Source organism: Agrobacterium sp. V1 (assembly GCF_030518355.1).
GTDB lineage: Bacteria > Pseudomonadota > Alphaproteobacteria > Rhizobiales > Rhizobiaceae > Agrobacterium > Agrobacterium cucumeris.
Genome location: NZ_JAULSF010000001.1, coordinates 1,987,273 through 2,001,649, shown reverse-complemented (window position 1 = coordinate 2,001,649; position 14,377 = coordinate 1,987,273). Strand labels below are relative to the sequence as shown.

The 14,377-nt window shown below is 59.8% G+C and carries 12 protein-coding genes; 6 read left to right on the top strand and 6 right to left on the bottom strand.

Translation table 11 applies throughout. The features are described 5' to 3' along the window. Positions 1–109: 109 nt before the first annotated feature. Positions 110–448, top strand: coding sequence for a hypothetical protein (locus tag QSV77_RS09760; protein ID WP_271362274.1), 339 nt, complete (start codon positions 110–112; stop codon positions 446–448). Here QSV77_RS09760 and QSV77_RS09755 read toward each other — a convergent pair. From QSV77_RS09755 to QSV77_RS09735, 5 genes are all read right to left on the bottom strand, one after another. Next, entirely contained in the window at positions 424–1,353 is a 930-nt protein-coding gene (locus QSV77_RS09755; RefSeq protein WP_302733302.1) for a LysR substrate-binding domain-containing protein, read from the bottom strand. The genes QSV77_RS09760 and QSV77_RS09755 overlap by 25 nt on opposite strands. Positions 1,354–1,590: 237 nt before the next feature. Further along, the gene (gene xdhC, locus QSV77_RS09750) at positions 1,591–2,445 is read right to left on the bottom strand and encodes a xanthine dehydrogenase accessory protein XdhC (protein ID WP_302733301.1); all 855 of its coding nucleotides are present in this window, start codon (positions 2,443–2,445) and stop codon (positions 1,591–1,593) included. Between the two features lie 193 nt (positions 2,446–2,638). Continuing rightward, entirely contained in the window at positions 2,639–4,978 is a 2,340-nt protein-coding gene (gene xdhB, locus QSV77_RS09745) for a xanthine dehydrogenase molybdopterin binding subunit (protein WP_302733300.1), read from the bottom strand. Between the two features lie 3 nt (positions 4,979–4,981). Then, entirely contained in the window at positions 4,982–6,451 is a 1,470-nt protein-coding gene (xdhA, locus tag QSV77_RS09740) for a xanthine dehydrogenase small subunit (RefSeq protein ID WP_302733299.1), read from the bottom strand. Positions 6,452–6,587: 136 nt separating this feature from the next. Continuing rightward, complete coding sequence (locus QSV77_RS09735) at positions 6,588–7,364, bottom strand: 3-hydroxybutyrate dehydrogenase (RefSeq protein ID WP_302733297.1); 777 nt, start codon at positions 7,362–7,364, stop codon at positions 6,588–6,590. A 232-nt stretch (positions 7,365–7,596) separates the two neighbouring features. Between QSV77_RS09735 and QSV77_RS09730 the strand changes: the two genes are divergently transcribed. From QSV77_RS09730 to sbmA, 4 genes are all read left to right on the top strand, one after another. Continuing rightward, a complete protein-coding gene (locus QSV77_RS09730; RefSeq protein ID WP_302733296.1) occupies positions 7,597–8,658 on the top strand; it encodes an LLM class flavin-dependent oxidoreductase in 1,062 nt (353 codons plus the stop codon). Positions 8,659–8,712: 54 nt separating this feature from the next. Then, a complete protein-coding gene (gene map, locus QSV77_RS09725; protein WP_142840435.1) occupies positions 8,713–9,465 on the top strand; it encodes a type I methionyl aminopeptidase in 753 nt (250 codons plus the stop codon). A gap of 331 nt (positions 9,466–9,796) precedes the next feature. Continuing rightward, positions 9,797–10,987 (top strand): MFS transporter, encoded by a 1,191-nt coding sequence (locus tag QSV77_RS09720; protein ID WP_302733295.1) that lies wholly within the window; start codon positions 9,797–9,799, stop codon positions 10,985–10,987. Positions 10,988–11,170: 183 nt separating this feature from the next. Further along, the gene (gene sbmA, locus QSV77_RS09715; RefSeq protein WP_302733294.1) at positions 11,171–12,448 is read left to right on the top strand and encodes a peptide antibiotic transporter SbmA; all 1,278 of its coding nucleotides are present in this window, start codon (positions 11,171–11,173) and stop codon (positions 12,446–12,448) included. A 57-nt stretch (positions 12,449–12,505) separates the two neighbouring features. Here sbmA and QSV77_RS09710 read toward each other — a convergent pair whose 3' ends face one another. Then, on the bottom strand, positions 12,506–13,489 hold the full coding sequence (locus QSV77_RS09710; RefSeq protein WP_302733293.1) for a polysaccharide deacetylase family protein: 984 nt from the start codon (positions 13,487–13,489) through the stop codon (positions 12,506–12,508). A gap of 151 nt (positions 13,490–13,640) precedes the next feature. On the opposite strand from QSV77_RS09710, the gene QSV77_RS09705 reads away from it, so the two are divergent. Next, the gene (locus QSV77_RS09705; protein ID WP_269701991.1) at positions 13,641–14,225 is read left to right on the top strand and encodes an NnrU family protein; all 585 of its coding nucleotides are present in this window, start codon (positions 13,641–13,643) and stop codon (positions 14,223–14,225) included. Positions 14,226–14,377 lie beyond the last annotated feature (152 nt).

Sequence of the window (14,377 nt, the reverse complement as noted above, 5' to 3'; positions counted from 1 at the left end):
GCGGTTCCCGGTGCCGTTGTGTCCGGGTACGTGTTGATGTGTGGAATTTGAATGAAGGGACGCAATGACCTTCCGGCAGCCGCCGTTGTTTTCAACGGAGACCATGCCGATGCGCCTTGTTCTGACGGTCCTCTTCTTATTTCTGGCGTGCACCGCCACGGCACTTGCCCATGAATCCCACAAGGGGTTCAAATATGAAAGCTACTGCTGCAATGGCGATGCCCAGACGGGCGACTGCCAGATGATCCCCACGCGCAGCGTTCGTGTCACGCCTGATGGTTATGAGGTTTCGCTCGCCCCCGGCGATCATCGCATGGTGACGCGACGCCATGTCTTCAACTGGTCGCAGAGCGAGGCAAGACGGTCGGAGGACGGCGAATATCATCTCTGCCTGTTTCCGGATGAGGATACGCCGCGCTGTTTTTATGCGCCTGACATGGGGTTTTGATGGGGCTGTGGCGGCCGGCTTTCCTCGATCCGCTTCAATATCCAGTCGCGAAACAGTTTGATCTTGCGGATGTTCCTGCGGTTTTCGGGATAGACAAGCCAGTAGTTCTTGCCTTCGCTGCTGAGATGCTCGAAGGGCTGGTATAGGCGGCCAAGCGCGATCTCATCGGCGTAAAGTTCAGGGGTGAGCATGGCCACACCCTGACCGGCGATCGCCGCTGCGGCTTCAAAAGCCTGAACGCTGAGACGGCTGCGCGGATATCGTTCGAGATTTGGGTTTTCGATGCCGACTTCCCGGAACCATTGGCTCCACCACACATCACCGGGATCGATGATGCGCAGGCGCAGGAGGTCTTCCGGCTGCTTCAAGCCGCCGATGCTTTGCGCAAGATCGGGATGCAGCATCGGCGTATAAACGCCGCGAAGCAGCCGGTGATAGGTCAATCCCTTCACGTCATCCCGGCTCCAGCGAATGGCGACATCGCAGTCCGACTGGTTGAAATCGATCAGGGCGCCCGATGTTTCCAGCCTGACGGCGATGGAGGGATGTTCAAGCTGGAAGGCACCCAGATGCCGCGACAGCCAGCGTGATGCGAAGGTGGCGGTGGAATGTATGGTCAGGGTGGCATCCGATGTGTCGCGCACACTGTCGACGGCCTCCCGAAGCGTATTGAAGGCGTCGGCAACCTTGGGCGCCAGTTTCTCCCCCGCCTCCGTCAGCGATACCTGCCGTGCCGTGCGCAGGAAAAGCGGCTCGCCAATATTCTCCTCCAGCAACTTCACCTGATAGCTCACCGCCGTCTGCGTCATGCCCAGCTCTTCGCCGGCCTTGGTGAAGCTCAGATGCCTTGCGGCGGCATCGAAGACGCGCAGGGCATTGAGGGGGAACTGGCGAGACATCTTCATGGATAAGTTCTCTTTATGCCAAAGGCCAAAGGTTTCATTGGTTTTTCTCCGGAAACCAGAGCATTTTTAGCCCAATTCATCAACTGAGCTTCTGACATTTTTGAATGGAGACGAACATGCGCACAGCACTTTTGCGCGCGTGGTCCCGCCTGCGTGCGGGCCTGCGGACAGCGGAACGGTTTACCCTTGAAAGCCTTGCACCGGACAATCTGGCGGATGAAAGCCTGCCGGATGGGCTCAGGCGTGATCTTGGTCTTGAGGATGGGCGTGTCGATTTTCGTTGCGACGGATTTCGGCAGCGGAAAATGCTTGCAGCAACTCGGCTGCCACAAGGGCCGCTATGACGGCGGGGCGTTTGTCTCTCACGCTTGTGCCGCCGATGGGCAGGGTGAGCTTTGCAAGGCGGGAAGGGGGCTCACCTTCCCGTTCCAGCCAATGGGCGAAGGTGGCGCGTTTGGTCTTCGAACCAATCATGCCGACATAAGCGAGATCGTCGCGGGCAAGCGCTTCCTTCGCAATCAGGAAATCGAGCGCATGATCGTGGGTGACAATGATGGCCGCGCCGTTTGCCGGGATTTTCGGAACGAATGCTTCCGGCATGGGGGTCAGTATGGACGCCACCACTGAGGGAAGATCGCGCAGTTCGCTTTCACGGGTTTCCACCACCGTCAGGGTCAGGGGTAGCAGCGACAGGGCATCTGCCAGTGCCTTGCCGACATGACCTGCGCCAAAAATGATGACGGCGGGCTGCTGTTCGGTTTCGCCCTTCAGCCGCGCCTCAAGCCCGGCGGCGATCTCCGCCGTTATCCGCCGGAAGTGGATGAGGGTGCGGCCGCCGCAGCATTGGCCTATTTCCGGCCCTAGAGGAATATCCATGCGGTCTTCGGCAGCACCCGTTCGCAGCATGGCGCGGGCGTGGTCTATCGCCATATATTCGAACTGCCCGCCGCCGATGGTTTCCCACAGGTCAGCCTCTGAGACCAGCATAAAGGTGCCGGCCTCGCGTGGGGATGAGCCTTTCACGGATTCGATTTCCACGAGGATTGCGGGGGCAGGGCGGGTGAGGAAAGTGGAGAGGGAGGTGTCAGGCATTGGCGCTGGCCCCCTCATCCGTCCCTTCGGGCCACCTTCTCCCCGGCGGGGAGAAGAAACCCGGAGCGATGTTTTCGCTTGCCTCACCAACTTTGCGGAAATTTGCGACGGCGCGGCATATTTCTTCTCCCCGCCGGGGAGAAGGTGGCGCGCAGCGCCGGATGAGGGGGCGAGGCTTCATGGAAACTTCCCCTCAAACCTTCTTCAACCGTTCCACCGCCATCAGCACCCGCTCAGGCGTCGCCGGTGCATCGAGGCGCGGGCAAACCTTGTAATCGGCGACGGAGGCGACGGCCATGGAGAGGGCTTCGAGAACCGAGATCGCCAGCATGAAGGGCGGTTCGCCCACGGCCTTGGAACGGCCGATGGTGGGCTCGGCATTTTCCGCCCATTCCGCCAGCTTGACGTTAAAGCTCTTCGGTCGGTCGGAGGCGAGCGGGATCTTGTAGGTGGAAGGCGCGTGGGTGCGCAGCCGCCCCTTGCCGTCCCACCACAATTCCTCGGTGGTCAGCCAGCCCATGCCCTGCACGAAGGCGCCCTCGATCTGGCCGATATCGATGGCCGGGTTCAGCGATTTGCCGACATCGTGGAGGATATCGGTGCGTTCCATCAGGTATTCGCCGGTCAGCGTATCGATCGATACTTCCGAGCAGGCCGCGCCATAGGCGAAATAATAAAACGGCGTGCCACGGCCGGCGGCGCGGTCCCAGTGGATTTTCGGCGTCTTGTAAAAGCCGGCGGCGGAAAGCTGCACGCGGGCGAAATAGGCCTTTTTGATGAAGTCGTTGAAGGCGATTTCCTCAAGGCCGATGCGCACCCGGTTTGGCAGGAAGACGACTTCCTCTTCCGGCACGTTCCAGTTCTCAGTGGCGAATTTGACGAGCCGCTCGCGGATCTGGCGGGCGGCGTCATAGGCCGCCATGCCGTTGAGGTCGGTGCCGGAGGAGGCGGCGGTGGCTGACGTGTTAGGCACCTTGCCCGTCGTCGTGGCAGTAATCTTCACCCGGCCGATATCCACCTGGAAGGCATCGGCCACCACCTGCGCCACCTTGGTGTAGAGGCCCTGGCCCATTTCGGTGCCGCCATGGTTCAGGTGAATGGAGCCGTCATTATAGATATGCACCAGCGCGCCCGCCTGATTGAAGGCGGTCATGGTGAAGGAGATGCCGAATTTGACAGGGGTGAGCGCGATACCCTTGCGGATGATCGGGCTGGTTTTGTTGAACTCGATGATTGCATCACGTCGTGCGCGGTAGTCACTGGAGGTTTCCAGCTCCTCGACGACACGGGCGATGATGTTGTCTTCGACTTCCTGATGATAGGGCGTCGTGGTGCGGCCGGAGCCGGTCTCGCCGTAGAAATTCAGCTTGCGGATATCGAGAGGGTCCTTGCCAACGGCATAGGCGATCTCCTCGATGAACCGTTCCGCCCCCAGCATGCCCTGCGGCCCGCCGAAGCCGCGAAAGGCGGTGTTGGAGACGGTGTGGGTTTTCAGCGGCCGCGAGGTGAGATGCACATGCGGGTAGAAATAGCTGGAATCCGCATGAAACAGCGCGCGATCCGTGACCGGGCCGGACAGATCGGAGGAAAAACCGCAGCGGGCGGCATAGGTGGCGTCGACGGCGTGGATGCGGCCTTCTTCATCGAAGCCCAATTCGTAATCGACGCGGAAATCATGGCGCTTGCCGGTGGCGCTCATGTCCTCGTCGCGGTCCGGGCGGATTTTCACGGCCCGGTTCAGCTTCTTGGCGGCGATCGCGCAAAGGGCTGCGAACTGGTTGCCCTGCGTTTCCTTGCCACCAAACCCGCCGCCCATGCGGCGCACCTGCACCGTGACGGCGTTGGACGGCACCTGCAGTATGTGGCTGACGATGTGCTGGATTTCGCTTGGATGCTGGGTGGAACTCCACAGCGTCACCTCGTCATCCTCGCCCGGCACGGCCATGGCGATGTGGCTTTCGAGATAAAAATGCTCCTGCCCGCCGATCCGCATCGTGCCGGTGAGACGACGCGGTGCGACATCCATTTCGATCTTCGCATCGCCGCGTTTCAGCGTCATCGGATCGATGACGAGCGCGCCGCCATTTTCAATCGCCGTATCGATATCGGTGAAATGCGGCAGGTCCTTATAGGTGATCTTTGCCTTGCGGGCCGCCTTTCTGGCGATATCGCGGGTTTCGGCAAAGACCGCGAAGATCGGCTGGCCGTGGAATTCGACCTTTGTCTCGGCCAGCAAAGGTTCGTCGTGGCGACCGCCTGACGAGACATCGTTTTCGCCGGGCACGTCCTTGCCAACCATGACCCAGAGCACGCCCGGTGTGGCCTCCACTTCCGAAAGGTCCATGGAGACGATTTCGGCATGTGCCCGGTCGGAAAGGCCGAGTGCGCCGTGAACGAGGCCGGCGGGCTCCGGGATATCATCGATATATTCGGCGCTGCCCGTCACGTGCTTGTGGGCGGAGTCGTGCCGGAGCGACCTGTGGATGGGGCCGTCGATTTCGGTCTTGGTCTTGTCGAAGCTTGTGGTGTCCATGGTTCAAGCCTCCTCCAGCGTGAAGCGCGCGAGTTCCTGCTTCTCGCCCGAAGTCTCGAGGAAAAACCGCGTCAGCAGGTTCTTGGCCGTCAATTGGCGATATTCGGCGGTGGCGCGCCAGTCGGTCAGCGGGGTGAAATCCTCGTCCAGCACATCGCGTGCTGCGTCGATGGTATCCTGCGACCACGCCTTGCCGAGAAGAGCTGCCTCCAGATGAGCGGCGCGTTTCGGCGTGCCGGCCATGCCGCCAAAGGCGATGCGGATGTCCTCGATGGTGCCGTCAGCGTCGAGCGTCAGATTGAAGGCGGCGCAGAGGGCGGAAATATCCTCGTCGCGCCGTTTGGAAATCTTGTAGACGGCGTAGTGGCTTTCCGGCTTCTGGAACGGAATGAAAAGCTTTTCGACGAATTCGCCGCTCAGCCGGTCCTGTTTGCCGTAATCGATGAAATAGCTTTCAAGCGGCACGGTGCGGCCGCCGGAAGACGAGCGCAGGGTGAGCGTAGCGCCAAGCGCGATCAGCGCCGGTGGCGTGTCGCCGATGGGCGAGCCGTTGGCGATGTTGCCGCCGATGGTTCCCATATTGCGCACCTGCTCGCCACCGAGGCGGTTGAACAGCCGGGCAAGCGGTGGGAAATGGTCTGCAATGGTCTTGAAGGCCTGGCTGTAGGTGACGCCGGCACCCAGCGTGATGCCATTTTCATCCACGGTGATGGTTTGCAGGTCTCCGAGATTGTTTATGAAGATGACGGGGTTCAGCGCCCGCATCTGCTTCGTCACCCACAGGCCGACATCGGTGGAACCGGCGACGATGGTGGCCTTTGGTTCAGCAGCGTAAATCTCGGTCAAATCAGACAGCGTCGCCGGAATGATGGTGCGATCCTCGCCTCTGACGACGGTGATCGTCTCGTTTTCGCGGATCACCCAGAGCCGTGCCATGATGTCGGTGCGGTCCCGTTGCAGCGGATCGAAGAGCGCACTCGGGCGGGCCGCGGCGATTTTTTCGGCGGCCTTCACGATCGGCTCGTAACCCGTGCATCGACAGAGATTGCCTTGCAGCGCCTTTTCAATATCGGCGCGGCCGGGTTTTTCGCTGGTCAGCCAGAGGCCGTAAAGCGACATGATGAAGCCCGGCGTACAGAAGCCGCATTGCGACCCGTGGAAATCCACCATGGCCTGCTGCACCGGGTGCAGCGTGCCATCGCGCGCGGCCAGATGCTCCACCGTGACGATGTGGGTGCCGTGCAGCGAGCCCAGAAAACGGATACAGGCATTGACGCTTTCATAACGCAGCGAACCATCCAGCAGCCGCCCGACCAGCACCGTGCAGGCACCGCAGTCGCCTTCCGCACAACCTTCCTTGGTCCCGGTCAACCGCTTGCTGATGCGGAGGTAATCGAGAAGCGTGTCCGTCGGTCCGAAATCCCTGAGCGAGATGGTTTCGCTGTTGAGGATGAAGCTGATCGCGTCTTTCATGCAATGCCCTGCTTTTTGTCCGGCTGCCGAGCCGGTTTCTTGTCATTGTCCCGATGCATCTATGCACGACCGCGCGTGCATATCGATTTCCGTTTTGGCAATTCATTGTTTCCATAACGGAAAGAAAATCCGGCAATTATTGCGCCGTCCAGCCGCCATCGACGGAGATATGCGTGCCGGTGATATTGCTTGCGGCGTCACTTGCCAGAAACAGGGCAGCCGCCGCCACGTCATCGACGGTGACGAATTGCTTGGTCGCCTGCAATTCCAGCATCACGTCCTTCTTCACCGCCTCTTCGCTGATGCCGCGCATCTTGGCCATTTCCGGTATCTGCTTTTCGACCAGCGGCGTCAGCACGTAACCGGGACAGATGGCGTTGACGGTGACGCCGGTCTGCGCAAGTTCCAGCGCCGCTGTCTTCGTCAGGCCCATGATGCCGTGTTTGGCCGCCACATAGGCCGATTTGAACGGCGAGGCGACGAGGCCATGGGCCGAGGAAATATTGATGATGCGGCCTTTGCCGGCCTTCTTCATCAGCGGTATCGCGGCACGCATGGTATGGAAGGAACTGGTCAGATTGATGGCGATGATCCAGTCCCATTTTTCCGTCGGGAAGTCCTCGATCGGCGCGATGTGCTGGATACCGGCATTGTTGATGAGCACATCCACCGAGCCGAGTTTTTCATGGGAGGAATTGATAAGGTCGGCGATCTCGTCCGGTTTCGTCATATCGGCCGGGTGATAAAGCACGCGCCCGCCGCTTTCGGCTTCCAGCAAAAGGCGGAGTTTTTCAATCTCGTCCTCGTCGCCGAAACCGTTCAGCACGATATTGGCGCCTTCCCTCGCAAATCTCTGGGCGATGGCAAGGCCGATACCGCTTGTGGAGCCTGTCACGATAACTGTCCGATGCATGCTTTCCCCTTTTTGCATTACTTCGCACATGTTTAAGCAGGTTATGCCCAAAGGGGGCGGGCTGGCAATCGCCATTTCGGGCGTCATTGCGCGGGCCATTTCAGGCAAGGGTGACGCGGTGGCGAATCCGGCTGCGCCTATCCATTTTTTCGAAGCTAAGCTTCCAGATTTTGCGTTTGTCTGGGGGGCTGTGCGTCCCTATCTCTGAGGCAAGCAAACAGAGGTATCGTTTATGGAACTCGGTCTTTACACATTCGCGGATGTCAATCCCAACCCCGCCGATGGCCGCGGGCCGGAAGGCGCGCGCCGGCTGAAGGATCTTCTCGAGGAAATCGAGCTTGCCGATCAGGTCGGGCTCGATGTTTTCGGGCTGGGCGAGCACCACCGTCCGGATTATGTCGCTTCCTCGCCCTCCACCGTGCTTGCGGCTGCGGCTGTCAAAACCAGGAACATCCGTCTTACCAGCGCCGTCTCGGTATTGAGTTCGGATGATCCGGTGCGGGTGTTCCAGCAATTTTCGACCGTCGATCTCCTGTCGAACGGTCGCGCCGAAATCATGGCCGGGCGCGGCTCCTTCATCGAATCCTACCCGCTGTTCGGTTACGATCTCGAGGATTATGACGTGCTCTTCGCCGAAAAGCTCGATCTGCTGTTGGCGCTGCGCGAACAGGAAATCGTCACCTGGTCCGGTACCAAACATCCGGCCATCAACGGGCGCGGCGTCTATCCGCGCCCGCTGCAGGAACGTCTGCCGGTATGGATCGCGGTGGGCGGCACGCCGCAATCGGTGGCGCGGGCCGGTGCCATGGGCCTGCCGGTGGCGCTTGCCATTATCGGCGGCGAATATCGCCGTTTCGCGCCGCTGTTCGATCTCTACCACGAGGCGGCACGCCGGGCGGGGCAGGAGAAAACCAAGCTGCGCACCAGCATCAATGTGCATGGCTTCATTGCCGACACCACCGACAAAGCGGCGGACCAGTTTTACGGCCCGCAGGCGGAGGTGATGAATCGCATCGGCCGCGAGCGCGGCTGGGGGCCGACGAACCGCGCGCATTTCGATGCGGCACGCGGGCCGGAGGGCAATCTTTTCCTCGGTGAGCCGGAACTGGTGGCGGAAAAGATCATCAAGGCGCATGGCGTGTTCAGGAATGACCGCTTCCTGCTGCAGATGGCGATTGGCCTGATGCCGCATGATCAGATCATGCGCGGCATCGAGCTTTATGGTACGAAAGTCGCCCCTGTTGTCAGAAAAGAATTGACGGGGAGTGCCGATCCGGTGAAAGCCACGGCCTGATGATTACCAAGGCGGGCGTTTTCAGACCCGCCAAATAGAACGACGGACAGAGACATGGTCATTTCCACCGAAGAAGAACTTGATCTGCTGAAGGATATCGGCCGTTTGTGCGCCGTTGCCATGCAGACCATGGCGGACGCGCTGGAACCCGGCATCACCACGGCCGAACTGGATGCTATCGGCCGCAAGGTGCTGGAGGATAATGGTGCGCAATCGGCGCCGGAATTCTGCTACAAGTTTCCCGGCGCGACCTGCATCAGCGTCAACGAGGAAGTGGCCCACGGTATTCCGGGGCCGCGCATCATCAAGGCAGGTGATCTCGTCAATATCGATGTCTCGGCGGTGAAGAACGGCTTTTTCGGTGATACGGGTTCGTCTTTCGCCGTGCCACCGGTGAAGAAGGATATCGAACGCCTGTGCCGTGATGGCAAGCGCGCCATGTGGACGGGCCTGCAGCAGGTGAAAACCGGCCGGCCCTTTGCCGATATCGGCAATGCCATCGGCGCTTTTGCCAAAAAGAACCGCTATACGCTGATCACCAACCTTGCCAGCCACGGCATCGGCCGTTCCCTGCATGAGGAGCCGAAGGAGCTGGCGACCTGGCCCGACAAGGGCGAGCGCCGCATCATGCAGGAAGGCATGGTGTTCACCGTCGAGCCGTTTCTTTCGACGGGCGCCTATTGGGCCGAAGACGGCGACGATGATCCATGGACGCTCTATAGCGATCCGAGCGCGCCGACGGTGCAATATGAGCATACGGTGGTGGCGACGAAAAACGGGCCGCTGGTGCTGACGCTGGTTGAGTGACGGGTGGGGCTGAGTTCCGTTCATCAAGGGCAAATTACAAACGTCTATCTTCTCGTTCTCGCCCCTGAGTGGGGCGAGCGGGTGCCCCTTGTTTCTTCTCCCCGAGGGGGAGAAGTCCGCGGCAGCGGGATGAGGGGGTAAGGGTCGAGATATACGGAGAGCTTGCCCCCTCATCCGACCCTTCGGGCCACCTTCTCCCCGGCGGGGAGAAGAAACTCGCGGCACCTTCGGAACATATCGGATGCGCGCCGCGTGACCGATAAAGGCGGCTTATGACGCCGATCAAAATAACTCGCTTGTCGCTTATTCGCCCGATTGCGATAAGCCATGCATGATCACCGACAAGCCACTTTCCGCCAGACATCTGACTGCACTCGGTTTCGCCGGGGCTCTGATGATGGCGTCCGCCATGGGTTTCGGCCGCTTTTCCTTCACCCCCATTCTCCCTGGCATGATGGCGGATGTGCCGCTTTCGGCTGGGGATGCTGGCATCGTGGCGGCGGGCAATTTTGCCGGTTATCTGGCGGGTGCGGTACTTTCGGCCTATTCCTGGGGTTCGGGGAGGGAGCGGCTTGTAGCACTTGGCGGGCTGTTTTCCACCGCCGCGCTGCTGCTGGCCATGGCGGCTTTCAATTCCGTCGCGGCCTTCACCGTCATCCGGTTTCTGGCCGGTGTCGCCAGCGCGCTGACCATGATCTTCACGTCGCAGATCGTCATCGGCCATGCCATGAAGGCCGGCAAGGATCATATTCAGGCGCTGCATTATGGCGGGGTTGGCGCGGGTATCGCCATCTCCTCGCTTGCGGTCTATCTGATCGGCGTGGTTTTTGATGGCGGTGGCGCCTCCTGGCGGGAGGAGTGGATCGCCGGTGCCGTCTTTTCCTTCCTGACCTTCCTTCTTGTCTGGCGGGTGCTGCCCGCAGGCCCGCCGCGGCATGCGTCCTCAGTGGCCGAGCCGCCACTCCAATGGACGCGGCCGCTCGTCCTGACGACGCTTGCCTACGGGCTTTTCGGGTTTGGTTATGTCATCACCGCGACCTTCATCGTGGCGATTGCGCGCATGGCTGCTGCCGGTGCCTTCGTGGAGTTTCTGGCCTGGTTCATCACCGGCTGCGCCGCCGCCATTTCACTGTTCCTGTGGAAACCGGTGCTGAAGTCGCAGGGATTGAAACGCGCTTTCGTGATCGTTCTCGCCGTCGAAGCCATCGGCGTCTTCGCTTCCGTGATGCTGCCGCCAGTGCCTGGTGTTCTCGCGGGCGGTCTGCTTCTGGGGCTGACCTTCATGGTCATCACCGCCTATGGCCTGCAGCTCGGCCGGGAATTTGCCGGTCCAAGCCCGCGCCGCGCCTTTGCGCTGATGACGGCCGCCTTCGGAACGGGCCAGATCGTCGGGCCGCTGGCCGCCGGCTGGATTGCCGAGGTGACGGGCAGTTTTACCGCACCCAGCATTCTCGCTTCCGCCGTGCTCGTCGTCAGCATTCTCCTGATGCTGCCGGTGCTTGCTACCGAGCGGCGGCGTTAGGCAGCGGGCGGTCTCTCCCCGTCTTTCTGCGGTGTTCCATCGCGGCTCGTTTCGCCAGCTTCGCCTTACATCTTGTTAAGGTCCGCGCTTCTCCGTTGCTGTGCACAAATTTCTGCCCTAGGTTCGGGCCATCTAGTGCTTCGCCAATAATGGCTGATTTCAAACGCGCGTGAGTTCGAAAACGTGTTTCATTCCTTCTTTCCCAAGCCGAAATTGTTCTTCACCTCCGCTGCGCTGTGGACTGTTGTCTGTATTCTTGTCTGGTACAGCGTCGGTCCGCAAATGGGCGCCGCCCTCGGCATGCCGCCCCTTGCTCCCGGAGAAAGCGCACCTCTCGGTGTCGCCTTTTTCTTTTCGCGAGATAATGTCTGGTTCTATCTTTATTTCACGATCTTCGTCGGTATCTTCGGCGTTGCCTGGCAATTGATCGCCAGAGACCATCCCTGGACGAACTGGTCGATCTGGGGTTCGGCGTTCATCATTTTCATCGCCTATTTTGCGGTGCAGGTTTCGGTTGCGATCAATAACTGGCGTGGTCCTTTCTTCGACCTTTTCCAGCGAGCGCTCGAAAAGCAGCCCGGCATTACTGCAGACCAGTTCTATTCACTTCAGCTGCGTTTTCTTGAAATCGGCATGGTCGGCGTTGCGATGAACGTCATCACTGCTTTTTTCACCAGCCACTACGTGTTCCGGTGGCGCACGGCCATGAATGATTTCTACCTGTCGAAGTGGGATAAGCTACGCCACATCGAAGGTGCCTCGCAGCGTGTGCAGGAAGATACGATGCGATTTGCGTCCATCGTCGAGGGACTTGGTGTCGTGCTCATCAACTCGGTCATGACGCTGGTGGTGTTCCTGCCGCTGCTGTTCCAGATGTCGGCGCACGTGACGGAGCTGCCCTTCCTTGGCGCCATTCCGCATTCGCTGTTCTGGCTGGCTTTGTTGTGGTCCGTTTTCGGAACGGTGCTGCTTGCCGTTGTCGGTATCAAGCTGCCGGGACTGCAGTTCCGCAACCAGCGTGTCGAGGCGGCATTCCGCAAGGAACTGGTCTATGGCGAAGACCATGAGGACCGTGCTCAGCCGCCGACCATGCGGGAGCTTTTTGCCAATGTGCGCAAGAATTATTTCCGCATGTATTGGCACTATCTCTATTTCAACGTTGCCCGCTACACATTCGGCCAGCTTGATGCTCTCATTCTAACCTTCATGTTGATCCCGACCATCGTGGCAGCCAAGATCACGATGGGTATCTGGCAGCAGATCGCCACCGCCTTTGGGCAGGTAAGCGACAGTTTCCAGTATCTGGTGAGCTCCTGGTCGACGATCATCGAGCTTCTGTCGATCCGCAAGCGTCTGGTGGCCTTCGAGTCCGCGATCGACGATCAGCCGCTGCCCGATATCGACCAGCGCTATCTGCAGCGCGAGGCAGAGGGTGGTCCGATGGAGGCCAATCGGCCCTGAGGCAAACAAAAAAAGGCGGCTGGATGGCCGCCTTTTTTTGTCGGGTTCCAGGAGGTTTCAGCCCTCGGTTTTCTGCTTCTTCCGCGCCTCGATCATCGGCATGGCCTCAGCATAACTCACGCAGGCGACATCATCTTTCCGGCAGACTTCGCGCAGCAGGCGCTCATAAGCGTTCCAATAGGCGCCGCCATTCATCTTCACGAAATGAAAGCCCATCTGCAGCGGAATGCGCTCGCCATTGTATTGTCTGTCGAAAGCGTTGCGGAAGGCCGTATAGGCGCGGTCTTCAAATTCCCTGGCGCGATCCGGCGTCTCGACGCCGATGGAATGACGGATGAAGAGATTGTAGTCCATGGCGATGATGGGGCGGTTGCCCGGCCCTTCGGGAATGAGCGGCAGGCCGAAATGCTCGATACCGTCGCGCTCCGCCGGCCATTCCGGCCCCTTGGTGATGCTGGTGGCATCGTAAACGAAGCCGTGTTTTTTCTGGGCGGTGGTCAGTGCCGGTCCCTGCGACAGATAGGGCGCGCGGAAACCGTTGATGTTCTTCACCATGTTGCGCCAGCCTTCGGGCTCCTCGCCCTTCTTGCCGATCATCTGCCAGACATTTTCCAGCGTGCTGGTGAAGGTGGTGAATTCGCCATCCCATTGTTCGGCGGTCCATTGGCCTCCATCGAAGTGGCCGCAGGTGTGGTTGCCGATCTCGTTACCTTCACGATAGGCGGCCCAGATGTTTCTGAGCCGCGTCTCCACCTCTTCCGGCGACTGACCGAAACCGACATTGGAGCGACCGGCCTTCTGGCCCGGACCCTGATAGGTCTTGGCGCTGGTCTTGCGGTCCATGACCAGCGTGCAGGCGAGAAAATAGGTGAAATGCGCGCCGACTTCCTTCGCCGTCGCGCGGCTTCTTTCCCACAGTGTATTGTCGCCCGCACCGTCAAAGGACACGATGACAAGCTGCTTCGGCTTTTCCGTATTTTCGGCAAAAGCGGGCAGGGCGGTGAGAAGCGACAGGGAAAAAGCGGCAAATGGGCGAAACATCAGTCATCCGTCATATGATACACCGTGGCCTTTTGCGGGTGGAATAAGGCGAAGCTTTGAATAGTCTGGCTTTTTTACGTCTTTCAGCCTAATTCCTGTTCTGCCTCGCGGTGATAGGGCCGCGTTCCGATCCACCGGGGGACCGTGTTCCATGCTTTTTCTCGTACTCTGTCTTGCCTTGTTTTTCCTGACGCATCTTTTGAAGGTATTTGCGCCGCAATTTCGCGCGCGAATGATCGCGAAGCTGGGTGAAGGTCCTTTCAAGGGGCTTTATTCCGTCGCCAGCCTCATCACGCTCGGTCTCGTCATCTATGCGTTTGGGGAAGCCCGGCAGGAGACGGGCATGTTGTGGTATCCGCCGGTCTGGACGAGCCATCTTGCCGTGACGCTGATGCTGCCGGCGATGATCTGTCTTATCGCCAGCCTTATCCCGGCTGGCAACATCGCGGTGAAGACGAAGCATCCGCTCATTCTCTCCGTCAAGATCTGGGCGCTCGCCCATCTTCTGGCGAATGGCGAAACCTCTTCGATCCTGCTTTTTGCATCCTTCCTTGCCTGGGGGGTGGTGATGCGCATTTCGCTGAAGCGGCGGGAAAGGGCAGGCGAAAAAGTGCTCCGTCCCTTCGTCTCGGGCCGTTATGATGTGGTGGCCATTGTCGGCGGCATCGTTCTCTGGGGGGCTTTCATCCTGAAACTGCACGAATGGTTGATCGGCGTTCAGCCGATCGCGATGTAGGAAATCAACGTTTCCCCCTTACATATCAGGCAAAATAGGCTAGAAGGCCGACCATGACCCGGTCGGCAACGCTTGTGCTTGCCCGGGTAAGCGGCTTGGTATGTCCGCGGACGGATGGATCGGCGACGATCTCCGCGCGGGTAACGGAGAAT

Excerpts from the sequence above, each read along its gene's own strand:
- QSV77_RS09710 (WP_302733293.1), bottom strand. The coding sequence starts at position 13,489 with ATGTTTCGCCCATTTGCCGCTTTTTCCCTGTCGCTTCTCACCGCCCTG.
- xdhB (WP_302733300.1), bottom strand. The coding sequence starts at position 4,978 with ATGGACACCACAAGCTTCGACAAGACCAAGACCGAAATCGACGGCCCC.
- QSV77_RS09755 (WP_302733302.1), bottom strand. The coding sequence starts at position 1,353 with ATGAAGATGTCTCGCCAGTTCCCCCTCAATGCCCTGCGCGTCTTCGAT.
- QSV77_RS09705 (WP_269701991.1), top strand. The coding sequence starts at position 13,641 with ATGCTTTTTCTCGTACTCTGTCTTGCCTTGTTTTTCCTGACGCATCTT.
- map (WP_142840435.1), top strand. The coding sequence starts at position 8,713 with ATGGTCATTTCCACCGAAGAAGAACTTGATCTGCTGAAGGATATCGGC.
- xdhA (WP_302733299.1), bottom strand. The coding sequence starts at position 6,451 with ATGAAAGACGCGATCAGCTTCATCCTCAACAGCGAAACCATCTCGCTC.
- QSV77_RS09735 (WP_302733297.1), bottom strand. The coding sequence starts at position 7,364 with ATGCATCGGACAGTTATCGTGACAGGCTCCACAAGCGGTATCGGCCTT.
- QSV77_RS09730 (WP_302733296.1), top strand. The coding sequence starts at position 7,597 with ATGGAACTCGGTCTTTACACATTCGCGGATGTCAATCCCAACCCCGCC.
- xdhC (WP_302733301.1), bottom strand. The coding sequence starts at position 2,445 with ATGCCTGACACCTCCCTCTCCACTTTCCTCACCCGCCCTGCCCCCGCA.
- QSV77_RS09760 (WP_271362274.1), top strand. The coding sequence starts at position 110 with ATGCGCCTTGTTCTGACGGTCCTCTTCTTATTTCTGGCGTGCACCGCC.
- QSV77_RS09720 (WP_302733295.1), top strand. The coding sequence starts at position 9,797 with ATGATCACCGACAAGCCACTTTCCGCCAGACATCTGACTGCACTCGGT.